We start from the raw sequence: 12,237 nt of genomic DNA, 5'->3' as shown, positions 1-12,237 counted from the left end.
CCGGTCCTCAGATCTGCATTCTGGCTACTTCGAGATAGGCGGTGACGACCTTGTCGCGGATGGCGATGGCGGTCTGCAGCGACTGCTCGGCATTCATGACGGCGTCGACCACTTCGCGGGTTCCCGCCTTGCCCTGGATGGCTTCGAAGGACTTGGTCTCGCTGAGTTTCAGCGCGCCGGCCATGTCGCTCGCCATGTCGCCCAGCACCTGGGCAAAGGACATCTGCGTTCCGGTTCCCTGCGCTGCGGCGGCGCTCACGCCCTTGGAGGCGGTCGCCTCGACGCCGGAGAGCGCGTCATTGGACAGAAGGCTGGTTACGCCCTTGATGCTGTCGATCATTGCGATGCCCTCAGAAGGTCGATAGTGGCGCTGATCAGGTCGCGCGACTGCTTGATGCTCTGCAGATTGGCTTCGTAGGAGCGGTTGGCTTCCCGCATGTCGGCCATCTCGACGAGCACGTTGACGTTCGGCATCTTGACGAAGCCCTTCTCGTCGGCCGCCGGGTTGCCCGGATCGTATTCGGTCGAGAAATCGCCCTCGTCGACACCGAGGCGTTCGACCTCGACGAGCGCGGCGTTGGTCGCGCGGTCAAGCTCGGCGGCGAAGGTCACGGTCTTGCGGCGGAACGGATCGGCGCCGGGCGTGTCGCCCGTCGAGCGGGCGTTCGCCAAGTTTTCCGAAACAATGCGGATTCGGGTGGATTGCGCCTCAAGTCCCGAGGCCGCGACTTTCATTGAAGCTACGAGCGGATCCATTTCTTACCTTCTGACTGTCATCAGCATCATGCGATGAAAGGCCTTTACGAGGCCGGCATTCAACTCGAAATCACGCTTGACCTGGCCCTCTTTCATGAGTTCCTCGGCAAGGCCGACGGTGTTGCCGGACTCCTGCACGCCGATCTCCTCGGTGGGTCGGGTCTCGATGACGCGGCTTGCCATTTCGGTTTCGGTGAAATGGCCCGGCTGCGTCGCCGCCATGCGCATGCCCGTCGTTTCGAGCACGGACTGGAAGGGAGTGACGTCCTTCGCCTTGAACGCGGGTGTGTTGGCGTTGGCGATGTTGCCTGCAACCACACTCTGGCGGACTGAGAGCCATTCGGCCTGCTTCGATGCCAGTTCAAACAGTTGTATCGGTTGCATGACAAGCTCCATCCTTGTTCACGGCGAACCTACGGAGCCAATCTTGCGTCAGACTTGCTGTGCTGCGGTTTCCCGCCAACCAACTGAATTCATGAGGGATAAAGTGCTCAAGCCGCTTATTTCCGGGCGAGCGAAAGGCCGGGCGCGGCAAGGCGACCCGGCCGAATCGAGGGTGGGCGACCGCCCGCCACCCGTCAGTTGCGCTTGATCACCGCGCCGTTCGAGGTGACGATGACCCAGGCCCCGTCGCGCTGCTCCAGCGTCGCGAGGCGGCTGTTGTCCGGCAGAATCGAGCCGACGCGCACGATATACATGCCGCGCGCGTCCTCGATCAGCGCCCGCCCGTTCGCCACATGCATGAGGCGGAAGCCGGAATTGGCCGGCAATGGCTGGTCGAGGCCGGTTTCCACCGGCGCGCCGAGCTTGCTTTCCGTGCCGAGGCCGGATGTCGTGGCGGTCGCCACGGGATCGAGGCCCTTGAGCGCCGGATCGTTGTCGTTGTCGATCATTGCGGAGGGAGAAACGCTCACCACGTCGCGCGCCGCCGTTTCCGGCAGGTCACGGGTCGTGCCTTGCCAGAGCGTCGGCACGGAGAATTGTTCCGGGTTGAGGAAGACATACCAGGGGAAGAAGGCCGCGCCCGCCGCGAGCATCACGCCCGCGCCGACAAGCACCTTGTCGCCAATGCTGTAGCGTCCCCGATCCGCTCGCCTGAGCGGCTGGATGGTCTCGTCTGCGTCGAAGTCCGTCACTGTCATCCCCTTCGCGTTGCCGGCGCGGCGCCCTGCGCGGCCGCATTCCTCAATGCGACGGCGAGATCGGAGAAGGCGTCGGCGGCGAGCTTCTCGCCCGGCGTCTGTTTCAATACGTCGTAGATGATCGGCACCTGCTTGATCGCCATGTCGAGGTCGGGATCGCCGCCCGGGCGATAGCCGCCGATGAGGCGCAGGTCGCGCGTCTCCTCGAAGCGATGGATGAGCGACTTCAGCCGCGACACCAGCTTCTCCTGATCCGTCGTCCACGCCTTGCGCGCAAGGCGCGAGATCGAGGCCAGCGGATTGATCGGCGGATAGCGCCCCTCCTCCGCGAGGCTGCGCTCCATGACGATATGACCGTCGAGGATGCCGCGCGTCGAGTCGGCGATGGGGTCGTTGTGATTGTCGCCATCGACGAGGATCGAGATGATCGCGGTGATCGTGCCCGCCCCTTCCGCCCCGGGACCCGCACGCTCCAGAAGGCGTGGCAGCTCGGTGAAGACGGAGGCCGGATAGCCGCGGGCAATGGGTGGCTCGCCGGAAGCGGTCGCCACCTCGCGGATCGCATGGGCGAAGCGCGTCACGCTGTCGATGATCAGGAGCACGTTGTCACCCTGATCGCGGTAATGCTCGGCGATGGTGACGGCCGTTAGCGGCGCCATCTTGCGCAGCATCGGGCTTTCGTCGCTGGTCGCCACGACCGCGACGGACTTGGCGAGGTTGTCGCCCAGCGTGTCCTCGATGAATTCGCGCACCTCTCGGCCGCGTTCGCCGACCAGCGCGATCACCACCTTGTCGAAGGCGTCCGCCCTTGCCAGCATCGACAGCAGCGTCGACTTGCCGACGCCGGAGCCGGCAAAGATGCCGAGGCGCTGGCCGAGGCAGAGCGGAGCGAAGATATCGATGGCGCGAACGCCGGTGCTGAAGCCCTTCTCGATGCGCTTGCGCGTCATGGAAGGCGGCGCGGTGTTGGAGATGGACCGGCGGTCCTCACCCTGCGGCAGCGGACCCAGCCCGTCGATCGGCTCGCCGAGCGCGTTGATCGTGCGGCCGCACCAGGAGGCGGTCGGCGCGACGCGGAAGGCACCCTTGCGGATGACCGTGTCATGGATGCCGATAGGTTCGCCCGGCTCGATGGGGCAGACGACGACCGTCTCCTGCTCGACGCGGACGACCTCGCCGAGATGGATGCCCGTCGCGCTCTTGTGCGCCACGAATTCACCGAGCCGCACATGCCGCGACAGGCCGCTGACCGTATAGTTGCCGGCCGCGATGGTCTGTACGCGGCCACCGTGGGTGACCGAGAATTCCGGCGAGGAATAGCGCCGCACCAGCCCTGCCAGCGCGTTCAGCATGCGCCCGCCGTCGGGTGTCTGGGTGGAGTTCGCCGTGGTGCCCTCTGCCGCCGTCATGGATTACTTGCTGCCCCCGAGCGTGCGGACCGCCTCGTTCATCGAATCCTCACTGCTGCGCATCAGCGCGGCGATGTTCTCGAAGGCACGCGTGACCTGGATAAGCTGCGTCATCTCGCCGATGGCGTTGACGTTGGATTCCTCGACATAGCCCTGCACCACGCCGGCGTCGACGCGGTCGACGATGGGCTGCGGCCGGTTGGAGGGAATGATGCCGCTGTTGCCGGCGCGCACGAAGCCGGCGGAAAGATCGGCCTCGAAGATGCCGAGCGCGGCGACGGGCCGGCCGGCCTGGTTGAGCTGGCCGTCGGCGCTGAGCATGACCGGGCCGGCATTCGCATCGATCTGGATGGGACCACCGCCGGCATCGAGCACCGGATAGCCGTTGAGCGTCACCAGTTCGCCGGCGTCCGTCAGCGTGAAGCGGCCGTCGCGCGTCAAAGTCGGGCCGGAGGGCGTTTCCACCTGGAACCAGGCCTCGCCCTTGATCGCGAAATCGAACTGGCCGCCCGTCTCCGTGAGGCCGCCGTTGCGGGTCGAGATGAACTCGTTGCCCTTCGAGACGAAGGCGACGTCGGCGGTCTTCTGGTCGCTGACGACCTCGTTGAACTTCACTTCGGTGGCGCGGAAGCCAACCGTCGTGGAATTCGCGACGTTGTCGGCGAGGGTCGCCATGCGGCGGTCGAGCGCGATCTGGGACGAAAGCGATACATAAAGCCCGGTCTGCATGCTCAGCGGCCTCCGAGTTTCAGGTTGTTGATGGAAAGCAGGAGGTCCGTCGAGATGCCGGTGAGGCTGGACGGCTGGAACACGGTCATCGGATCGTAGCTGCCGGAGGGATTTTCAAGTTCCCACATCGAGGTGAAGCGCTCGAGGAACTTGCCGAGCTTGGCCGGTTCCTTGAAGTCCTCGATGTTCAGCGCGTCCTCGTAATACGCCGCCTGACGGTCGATATCGGTGGCAGCGAACTCCGCAGGAAGCTGGAGCGCGGTGCGCACGACCTGCGCCAGCGCATCGTCGGCGATGATGGAATAGCCCGAGGTGACGGAGGAGGCCATGCGCTCGAAATAAAGCGCGAGGCGCACGCCCGTATTGTCCTCGCCGACGCTGACCTCAAGCGTCTGACGGGTGTATTTGTCGACGACGCCCTTCTGGGCGCGCTCGAAGGTGGTGGCAAGCTCGCCATGGCGGGCGAAGTTCAGCGATTCCGCCAATTCCTTGTAGCGCGTGTCGCTGAGCTGGTTGGCGAAGGCCGCCTTGTCGTCGATGCCTTCTGTCAGAACCTTGCGCATGAAGGCCTTGGCATAGGCCATGTCGTCCAGCCCGTGCGCCTTCATGGCGTAGTTGTAGAGCCGGCTGTCGGCGAAGAACTCGTCGATCGTCTTTATGCTGCCGATCTTCGCGAGATAGTATTCCGTCTCGCGCTTGACGTCCGGCTGCTCCGATACGCGCTTCAGCGAGGTCTGGAGGTCGGAGGAAATCAGCTTGTAGCTGGTATAGGTGGTCGTCACGATAGGCCGCCGATCAGGGTTCAGGAAGGCATGGATGCCCGTTTTGAACCGCGATCCTTGCGGCTTTTGCTTGTGCGAACCTGATCCGCGACCCCGCCGCCCGGTACAGCCTCACGCAAGGCTGGAACCGTATTGCCGGAAGGGTCAGAATTGTGTCGGGACACCTGCGCTCATGAACATCATTATCGGTCTCATCGTCACCATCGGCTGCGTCTTGGGCGGCTTCATGGCCATGGGCGGGCACATCGAAGTGCTGAACCAGCCATTCGAACTCATGATCATCGGCGGCGCCGGCGTCGGCGGCTTCATCGTGGCGAACACGATGAAGGTGATCAAGGAAACCGGAAAGGCGCTGGGCGAAGCCTTCAAGCACAAGGTGCCGAAGGAACGCGACTATCTCGATACGCTCGGCGTGCTCTACAGCCTTATGCGGGACCTGCGCACCAAGTCGCGCAACGAGATCGAAGCGCATATCGACAACCCGGATGAATCGCCGATCTTCCAGTCCGCGCCGACCGTGCTGAAGAACAAGGAACTCACCGCCTTCATCTGCGACTATGTCCGCCTCATCATCATCGGCAATGCCCGCTCCCACGAGATCGAGGCGCTGATGGATGAGGAAATCCAGACGATCACGCGTGACAAGATGAAGCCCTATCACGCCATGTCGACGATGGGCGACGCCTTCCCGGCCATCGGCATCATCGCGGCCGTTCTCGGGGTCATCAAGGCCATGAGCAAGATCAACGAGTCGCCGGAAGTGCTCGGCGGCCTCATCGGCTCGGCGCTCGTCGGCACCATGCTCGGCATCTTCCTGTCCTATTCGGTCGTCGCGCCGATCACCACGAACATCAAGGTCGTGCGCGAGAAGCAGAACCGCCTCTACGTCATCGTCAAGCAGACGCTGCTCGCCTACATGAACGGCTCGGTGCCGCAGGTCGCCCTCGAATACGGCCGCAAGACCATCTCTTCCTACGAGCGCCCGTCCATCGACGCCGTCGAGCAGGAAATGATGAATCCGGGCGGCGGCGGCGATTCGAAGGCGGCCTAAGACATGAGCGCAGCGACCGTGACCCCTCACCCCACCATGGACCCGATCGTGCTCGCCCGCCTCACCGGCAGGCTCGGCGACCAGGCGACCATCTCCAAGCTCTGCGCCAGTCTCGGCGACGTCTTCGCCGAATTCCTGCCCGACATGCTGGAAAGCGAACTTGGCTTCGAGGTCGCGGTTTCCTATGCCGGCTTCGAGACCGGCCGCTACGGCACGCTCGTCTCCGGCCTCGGCGGCGCAATGGCCTGCTGCGACGCTTCGCTACGCGACTGGTGTGATCGCTTCACGCTGATCTGCGACAGCCCGATGATCATCACGCTCGTCGAGAACATGCTCGGCGCCGTCAGCGATTCGGTCGAGGATCCGGAGCCGCGCCCGCTCTCCAAGATCGAGCTGGACGTAGCGGCGATGATGTTCGACCGCATCTCAGGCGTGCTGAAGACGGCCGTCAACGGTGCGAACGGCTTCGAACCCTTCCTCGGCTCGGCCCACAATGCCGAGACCCGCAAGCCCTCGGAAGACGCCAGCGACGACGCCTTCGTCGCCATGGTCAACATGGCCGTCGGCATCGGGCCGGTGCTCTCCACCTTCCATGTCGTCATTCCCCAAGCCGTAATGCTGAAGTCGACCATCACCGCCCCGAAGCCGGCCAATGCCCCCAGGACCCGCGTCGAGTGGAGCGAACAGCTCGGCGAGCAGGTCCGCCGCTCGAAGGTGACGCTGGAGGCGCGCATCCGCCTCGAACGGCAGACGCTCGACACGATCAGCAGGCTGCAGGCCGGCGACATCATCCCCTTCAACGAGGCGGGCGACGTGCGCGTGGAGGTGAACGCCAACGGGCGCAACCTCTATGTCTGCGAATTCGGCCGGTCCGGCGCCCGCTACACGGTCCGCGTCAAGGATACCTACGGCTCGGAGGAAGACCTTCTCCAGCACATCATCGGATAGTTTTGCGCGTGAAGCCTGCGGGGCGGCACGCCTCAGGCAAGTTTCGAATGGAATAGTGGTCTTATGGCACCGAAGAAAACACCCATCGCTGACGACATCATGTCTTCCATCAACGCAGGCGACCAGGAACTGGAGCAGGCGATCGACGATCTGCGCGGCGTTCTTCAGCACGATGCCGCCGGCTCGATCGGCGCGGACTTCCCCGCTACGGCCGGCGATGACCCGCTTGCCGCATTCGGCGGCGATTTCGGCAATTCGGATTTCGGCGGCGGCGCGGCCACCACGGATTTCGGCACGGATACCGGCTTCGGCGGTTCGGATTTCGGCGGCGGCGATTTCGGCGGCGGCAACGACTTCTCCGCCGACCTCGGCGAAGCGCCCCGTCCGGGCAGCGCCATGGAATCCAACATGGACCTCATCATGGACATCCCGATCGATCTGCAGATCGTTCTGGGTTCCTCGCAGATGCAGGTCTCCAGCCTCATGAACCTCAGCGAGGGCGCCACCATCGCGCTCGACCGCCGCATCGGCGAGCCGGTCGAAGTCATGGTCAACGGCCGGATCATCGGCCGCGGCGAGATCACCGTTCTTGAAAACGACGACACCCGCTTCGGGGTCAAGCTCATCGAAGTGAAGAGTACACGCAAGATCTGATGACCGGTTAGGTCTCAGGGGGATAAATCCATGATGGATTTCGAGAATTTCGGGACATCCACGGCGGTCGGAACGCCGCTTTCGCAGGTCGAGAAGGCAGCAGCCGTCCTTCTCGCCATGGGCAAGGGTGTCGCCGGCAAGCTGCTGAAATATTTCACCCAGAGCGAGCTCCAGCAGATCATCGCCGCCGCGCAGAACCTGCGCGCCATCCCGCCCCATGAACTGATCGACCTCGTCAACGAGTTCGAGGACCTGTTCACCGAGGGCGCGGGCCTGATGGACAACGCCAAGATGATGGAAGGCATCCTCGAAGAAGGCCTGACGCCGGACGAGGTGGACGGCCTGCTCGGCCGCCGCGCCGCCTTCCAGGCCTTCGAGACGACGATCTGGGACCGCCTGCAGGATGCAGACCCGGTCTTCGTCGCAAAATTCCTGCTCAACGAGCATCCGCAGACCATCGCCTACATCCTCTCGATGATGCCGTCCTCCTTCGGCGCGAAGGTCCTGCTCGAAATTCCCGAAGAGCACCGCGCCGACATCATCAACCGCACCGTCAACCTCAAGGATGCCAGCCCCAAGGCAACGGCCATCGTCGAGGCGCGGGTGATCGAGATGATCAATGCGCTGGATGCGGAACGCAACTCGGTCGGCTCGAACAAGGTCGCCGACCTCATGAACGAACTGGAGAAGTCGCAGGTCGATGAGATGCTCGCCTCGCTCGAGACGGTTTCGACCGAATCGGTCAAGAAGGTGCGCCCGAAGATCTTCCTCTTCGAAGACGTGCTCTACATGCCGCAGAAGAGCCGCGTCGCGCTCTTCAACGACGTGTCCGGCGACATCATCACCGCCGCGCTGCGCGGCGCGACGATGGAACTGCGCGAATCGGTCCTCTCCTCCATCGGCGCGCGCCAGCGCCGCATGATCGAATCGGACCTTGCCGCCGGCGATGCCGGCAACCCGCGCGAAGTGGCGATCGCCCGCCGCTCGATCACGCAGGAAGCCATTCGCCTGGCCGCAGCCGGACAAATCCAGTTGAAGGAAAAGGAACAGGAAGCCGAGGCGGCCTGATCCTGCTTGACACGGCAGAGCCGCGAGCGGAGCGTGTTTTCGGCCCGAATCTCCTGACATGGGGTTCGGGCCGTCTGCTTTTCCGGGGAGTGCGGCGTGTCGGACGACGACAAGGACAGTAAAACAGAACTCCCGACCGAGAAGAAACTCCGGGATGCGGCGGAGAAGGGCAACACGCCTTTCTCGCGCGAGATCACGGTCTTCGCCTCGACGCTGGCGATCTATCTCTTCCTCGTCTTCTTCGTGCCAGGCGGAATCTCGCGCATGAACGAGACGCTGCGCGATTTCTTCGAGCAGCCGGAAGCCTGGAACCTCAGAACCGGGACCGACGTCATCGCGATCTTCCGGCATCTCGGCTGGGAGGCCGGCGCGCTGCTGCTGCCGATCCTGGCCATGATGATGCTCTTCGGCATCGCCTCGTCCGTCTTCCAGAACCTGCCCAGCCCCGTGCTTGAGCGCGTGCGCCCGCAGATCAGCCGCCTCAGCCCGGTCAAGGGCCTCAGCCGCCTGTTCGGCAAGCAGGGTCTCGTCGAATTCGGCAAGTCCCTGATCAAGATCCTGCTCGTCTCGGTCGTCGTCGCCCTTGCGATGCGCGGCAATTTCTTCGCCTCGCTCGACACCATGTTCTCCGAGCCGGCGGCGCTCATCTACATGATGAGCTCGGACATCAACAAGGTCCTGCTGATCATCCTCTTCGCCACCGCTCTCATCGCCGCCCTCGACTTCGCCTGGACGCGCCATCACTGGTTCTCCGAACTGATGATGACAAAGCAGGAGGTGAAGGAGGAAATGAAGCAGGCGCAGGGCGACCCCATCGTCAAGGCGCGCATGCGCTCCATCCAGCGCGACCGCATCCGCCGCCGCATGATGACGGACGTGCCGCGCGCCACCCTCGTCATCGCCAACCCGACCCACTTCGCCGTGGCGCTGCGTTATGTGCGGGAAGAGGGCGACGCACCGGTCGTCGTCGCCAAGGGGCAGGACCTCATCGCGCTGAAGATTCGCGAGATCGCCGAGGAGAACGGAATTCCCGTCTTCGAGGACCCGCCGCTCGCACGCTCAATGTTTGCGCAAGTCTCGGTGGATAGTGTCATTCCGCCGGTGTTCTACAAAGCCGTGGCGGAGCTGATTCACCGGGTTTACGCAGCCTCGCCCCAGACCAGACGGGTAAACTAGATCCGATGAGAAAATGCACCTATTCCGCCGAGCGCGAGAAGATTGTTGCCGAAGCAATCTGCCCGGTCGCCACTGAGCTGAGACTGCTCGATGCCGCCGATCTCGTCTCGTTGTTGCGTTTCGAGTGCTACGGTAACCTGGCCGACCTGGTCTCCTCCGCGGCGGAGCTTTACTTCCTGCCCGGCACGATCAATTTTGGCGCAGGCGGCGACTATCGTCTCGACTGGGACACGGAGCCGGAAGTGACGCTCGACATGGAAATCCGCCCGCAGGGCGTTACGGTCTATGCGCGGCTCATGCTTCAGAAGGATACGGCCGGCGTGGAAGTCACCCACGTCGCCTTCAACGATCCGTCCGCGGACCCCGACGACAACACCGATTTCCTGCGCAGGAGCCTTGCCGAGGCGCGCTACGTGAAATCCGGGATGCCACCGGCGCAGCACGCCCATTGAGGGACAGACCAGGGGAAGCGGCCATGCCGAGGCGTGGCCGCTTTTTCGTCAGGTGATGTAACCGAGGCGGATCGCCTTCGCGATGGCCTGGATGCGGTTCACCGCGTCAAGCTTGGTGGTGGCCGTGCCGAGATAGGCGTTCACCGTATGCACGGAAAGCCCCATCTTCTCGGCGATCGCCTCCGAGATACAGCCGTCGCCGGCCATCTGCAGGCAGGCGATCTCTCGCTCGCTCAGCGCTTCGGCCGGGGCCAGCTTCTTCTCTTCGCATGCCAGCATGTCGATCAGCACCTGGCAGCTCTTCATGTGCATGTCGATGATGAGGTCGCTGGACGGCGCGATGAACGTGCCCATGAAGAGCACGTAACCGTTGCCATGCGCGCCGAGGCGCACCGGAAACGCCATGCCCGACCACGGCAGAAGCCGGGGCGGAAGGCGCGTGGTGAAGGTTTCCACACTCGATTCGGCGAACTGGTTGTCGCCGACGCCGTCCCAGATCAGCGGCAGCATGGAGGCTTCGAGATGCTCCAGCATCACCGCCCCGTAGGCGTCCAGAAGCTCGCGGCCATGGCCGTCGGCGTCGTGGGCGAGGTTATGCAGCGAAAGCGCGAGCTTGCGGGCGGACGGCAGGCCATGGCCGCCGAGGCGGAGCACCGCGAAGTACCCGGCGCCGAGAATCGTCTGCATCACCTGCAGGCGGGAGACGAAATCGGACGCCGTAGCGGCCTTCGGAGGCCGGGCGAGGCGGATTTCCGCCTCGATGCCGGCGGGAGGAGAAAGCTGAATGCCCATGCCCATCTCCCTCAGACCAGATTGTTTCGAACGGCCCAGGCGATCGCCTCGGACCGCGTCTTCGTCGCGGTCTTGCGCATCACGCTGGTGATGTAATTGTTGATCGTATTGCGCGAGATGCCGAGGATGACGGCGATCTCGTCGCTCGTCTTGCCTTCGGCGATCCAGTAGAGGCATTCCACTTCGCGCTCGGTCAGCTCCATCTCGCGATCCTGCCGGAGGAACGCGCCCTGGCAGCAGACGCTGGCGAAATAGCCGGTCATCACCCCGACATCGCGCAGCTTGCTCTGGGAGAGGATGAAATGCTCCGGGAAGAGCAGCAGCAGCGACATGCGCACCCGGCCGACATGGAAGGCGATGGTGCAATATTCGCGGCTGATGCCCTTCGGCACCGCGATATCGTCGGCAAGATGACTGAAGCATGGTTTCAGGAGCGTCAGGCACTTGTCCAGCTCGCTCATGCGGGACTGGCCGGCGAGGATAGCGCCGGCAATAGCGCGCACCATGTCGAAGGGCCAGTCTGAGGCGATGACGCTTTCGAGGCCGGCCTCCGGCATGACGTCGTGGCGAAGAAGGAGGAAATGCGAGGCGCTGACGTAGTCGGTCAAGGCCCTCAGCCCCGGGGAGAGACCGGCGTGGCCGGTACAGCGCCCGAGGTGTTGAACTAACAACGCACGCGCACTCTTACGCTCACCCGCTTCGGCAGAGAATCCATAGGATTCCCAGGCCGCAGCATCCGACCGGATCGTTTCCATGATAGCCCCCTGTTCCGATTCCGAACGGAGATTCCGTCTCCTTCCCAACAGGCATTCGGAACAGTCCGAACCCCTTGCCGGTCAGGCCGCATCGACGGGAATCACCAAGCGAATCAGTAACTAAAGTGTACATCTCCTTTCGCTAAAAACCATCGCCCCCTTCTCGGGATTTACTTTTGCCGGCAACTATGAATCGCCATTCGTCAAGTGATTTGCCTTGGGGCGCGGCACATCGACCTTCTGGACAACTTTCGTTTAAGTAATTGTTAACCATGCAATATTTGAAGGAATTCCGGGCGGGCGGATAAAGAAGGCATGCCTAATGCGTGCGGGAATTGCATGCAACACCTCCCGTTTCGCAACCGTAGGGGCGATAAACTTTTTTCGAAGATCACGCGCCCGTGAAGAGCCACACGGGAAGGTTCGGCCCGACTGCAACGGAAATGTTGCAATGAGGCTGAACAAGCGTTGCTGAAAAGCGACAGCGAGACTTCAAAAAACGGCGACGCCTTGATTTACGCGC

At 63.3% G+C, this 12,237-nt stretch carries 15 protein-coding genes; 6 read left to right on the top strand and 9 right to left on the bottom strand.

The annotated features are described in order from the left end of the window. Positions 1 to 7 precede the first annotated feature (7 nt). The 7 genes from MOE34_RS01800 to MOE34_RS01770 all read right to left on the bottom strand — a co-directional run bounded on the left by MOE34_RS01800 (position 8) and on the right by MOE34_RS01770 (position 4,818). A complete protein-coding gene (locus MOE34_RS01800; RefSeq protein ID WP_242220284.1) occupies positions 8 to 340 on the bottom strand; it encodes a flagellar hook-basal body complex protein FliE in 333 nt (110 codons plus the stop codon). After that, positions 337 to 756: a flagellar basal body rod protein FlgC gene (gene flgC, locus MOE34_RS01795; RefSeq protein ID WP_160786998.1), complete on the bottom strand. Its 420-nt coding sequence runs from the start codon at positions 754 to 756 to the stop codon at positions 337 to 339. The genes MOE34_RS01800 and flgC overlap by 4 nt, the downstream gene beginning before the upstream one ends. A 3-nt stretch (positions 757 to 759) precedes the next feature. Next, positions 760 to 1,140: a flagellar basal body rod protein FlgB gene (gene flgB / locus MOE34_RS01790; protein ID WP_160786997.1), complete on the bottom strand. Its 381-nt coding sequence runs from the start codon at positions 1,138 to 1,140 to the stop codon at positions 760 to 762. A 194-nt stretch (positions 1,141 to 1,334) separates the two neighbouring features. After that, a complete protein-coding gene (locus tag MOE34_RS01785; protein ID WP_242220283.1) occupies positions 1,335 to 1,898 on the bottom strand; it encodes a flagellar protein in 564 nt (187 codons plus the stop codon). Beyond that, positions 1,895 to 3,250: a flagellar protein export ATPase FliI gene (gene fliI / locus MOE34_RS01780; RefSeq protein WP_242223690.1), complete on the bottom strand. Its 1,356-nt coding sequence runs from the start codon at positions 3,248 to 3,250 to the stop codon at positions 1,895 to 1,897. The genes MOE34_RS01785 and fliI overlap by 4 nt, the downstream gene beginning before the upstream one ends. Positions 3,251 to 3,310: 60 nt before the next feature. After that, positions 3,311 to 4,036, bottom strand: coding sequence for a flagellar basal-body rod protein FlgF (gene flgF / locus MOE34_RS01775; protein ID WP_242220280.1), 726 nt, complete (start codon positions 4,034 to 4,036; stop codon positions 3,311 to 3,313). Between the two features lie 2 nt (positions 4,037 to 4,038). After that, positions 4,039 to 4,818, bottom strand: a complete 780-nt coding sequence (locus MOE34_RS01770) for a DUF1217 domain-containing protein (protein ID WP_242220278.1) — start codon at positions 4,816 to 4,818, stop codon at positions 4,039 to 4,041. A gap of 172 nt (positions 4,819 to 4,990) precedes the next feature. Here MOE34_RS01770 and motA point away from each other — a divergent pair, with 172 nt between their 5' ends. The 6 genes from motA (at position 4,991) to MOE34_RS01740 (ending at position 10,167) form a co-directional block, all read left to right on the top strand. Next, positions 4,991 to 5,869, top strand: coding sequence for a flagellar motor stator protein MotA (gene motA, locus MOE34_RS01765; protein ID WP_160786993.1), 879 nt, complete (start codon positions 4,991 to 4,993; stop codon positions 5,867 to 5,869). A gap of 3 nt (positions 5,870 to 5,872) precedes the next feature. Beyond that, the gene (locus tag MOE34_RS01760) at positions 5,873 to 6,817 is read left to right on the top strand and encodes a FliM/FliN family flagellar motor switch protein (protein WP_242220276.1); all 945 of its coding nucleotides are present in this window, start codon (positions 5,873 to 5,875) and stop codon (positions 6,815 to 6,817) included. A 63-nt stretch (positions 6,818 to 6,880) separates the two neighbouring features. Continuing rightward, positions 6,881 to 7,471: a flagellar motor switch protein FliN gene (fliN, locus tag MOE34_RS01755; protein ID WP_242220274.1), complete on the top strand. Its 591-nt coding sequence runs from the start codon at positions 6,881 to 6,883 to the stop codon at positions 7,469 to 7,471. A gap of 30 nt (positions 7,472 to 7,501) precedes the next feature. Further along, the gene (gene fliG / locus MOE34_RS01750; RefSeq protein WP_242220272.1) at positions 7,502 to 8,539 is read left to right on the top strand and encodes a flagellar motor switch protein FliG; all 1,038 of its coding nucleotides are present in this window, start codon (positions 7,502 to 7,504) and stop codon (positions 8,537 to 8,539) included. 96 nt (positions 8,540 to 8,635) lie between these two features. Then, positions 8,636 to 9,715: a flagellar biosynthesis protein FlhB gene (gene flhB, locus MOE34_RS01745; protein WP_242220270.1), complete on the top strand. Its 1,080-nt coding sequence runs from the start codon at positions 8,636 to 8,638 to the stop codon at positions 9,713 to 9,715. A gap of 5 nt (positions 9,716 to 9,720) precedes the next feature. Next, entirely contained in the window at positions 9,721 to 10,167 is a 447-nt protein-coding gene (locus MOE34_RS01740; RefSeq protein ID WP_242220267.1) for a hypothetical protein, read from the top strand. A 48-nt stretch (positions 10,168 to 10,215) separates the two neighbouring features. Here MOE34_RS01740 and visR read toward each other — a convergent pair whose 3' ends face one another. Beyond that, positions 10,216 to 10,959 carry a transcriptional regulator VisR gene (gene visR / locus MOE34_RS01735; RefSeq protein WP_242220266.1) on the bottom strand — a complete coding sequence of 248 codons (744 nt, stop codon included), beginning with the start codon at positions 10,957 to 10,959 and terminating at the stop codon, positions 10,216 to 10,218. An 11-nt stretch (positions 10,960 to 10,970) separates the two neighbouring features. After that, a complete protein-coding gene (gene visN / locus MOE34_RS01730) occupies positions 10,971 to 11,714 on the bottom strand; it encodes a transcriptional regulator VisN (protein WP_242220263.1) in 744 nt (247 codons plus the stop codon). Positions 11,715 to 12,237: the final 523 nt, after the last annotated feature.

The sequence above is a fragment of the Shinella zoogloeoides genome, assembly GCF_022682305.1.
In the GTDB taxonomy this organism is placed as follows: domain Bacteria; phylum Pseudomonadota; class Alphaproteobacteria; order Rhizobiales; family Rhizobiaceae; genus Shinella; species Shinella zoogloeoides_B.
This window is presented reverse-complemented; position numbering and strand designations above follow the sequence as displayed.

What these genes read in the sequence shown, in the direction of transcription:
- MOE34_RS01740 (WP_242220267.1), top strand. Translation starts at nt 9,721, where the DNA reads ATGAGAAAATGCACCTATTCCGCCGAGCGCGAGAAGATTGTTGCCGAA.
- motA (WP_160786993.1), top strand. Translation starts at nt 4,991, where the DNA reads ATGAACATCATTATCGGTCTCATCGTCACCATCGGCTGCGTCTTGGGC.
- fliN (WP_242220274.1), top strand. Translation starts at nt 6,881, where the DNA reads ATGGCACCGAAGAAAACACCCATCGCTGACGACATCATGTCTTCCATC.
- flgF (WP_242220280.1), bottom strand. Translation starts at nt 4,036, where the DNA reads ATGCAGACCGGGCTTTATGTATCGCTTTCGTCCCAGATCGCGCTCGAC.
- flgC (WP_160786998.1), bottom strand. Translation starts at nt 756, where the DNA reads ATGGATCCGCTCGTAGCTTCAATGAAAGTCGCGGCCTCGGGACTTGAG.
- fliG (WP_242220272.1), top strand. Translation starts at nt 7,502, where the DNA reads ATGATGGATTTCGAGAATTTCGGGACATCCACGGCGGTCGGAACGCCG.
- MOE34_RS01785 (WP_242220283.1), bottom strand. Translation starts at nt 1,898, where the DNA reads ATGACAGTGACGGACTTCGACGCAGACGAGACCATCCAGCCGCTCAGG.
- visN (WP_242220263.1), bottom strand. Translation starts at nt 11,714, where the DNA reads ATGGAAACGATCCGGTCGGATGCTGCGGCCTGGGAATCCTATGGATTC.
- MOE34_RS01800 (WP_242220284.1), bottom strand. Translation starts at nt 340, where the DNA reads ATGATCGACAGCATCAAGGGCGTAACCAGCCTTCTGTCCAATGACGCG.
- fliI (WP_242223690.1), bottom strand. Translation starts at nt 3,250, where the DNA reads ATGCTGAACGCGCTGGCAGGGCTGGTGCGGCGCTATTCCTCGCCGGAA.
- flgB (WP_160786997.1), bottom strand. Translation starts at nt 1,140, where the DNA reads ATGCAACCGATACAACTGTTTGAACTGGCATCGAAGCAGGCCGAATGG.
- visR (WP_242220266.1), bottom strand. Translation starts at nt 10,959, where the DNA reads ATGGGCATTCAGCTTTCTCCTCCCGCCGGCATCGAGGCGGAAATCCGC.
- MOE34_RS01760 (WP_242220276.1), top strand. Translation starts at nt 5,873, where the DNA reads ATGAGCGCAGCGACCGTGACCCCTCACCCCACCATGGACCCGATCGTG.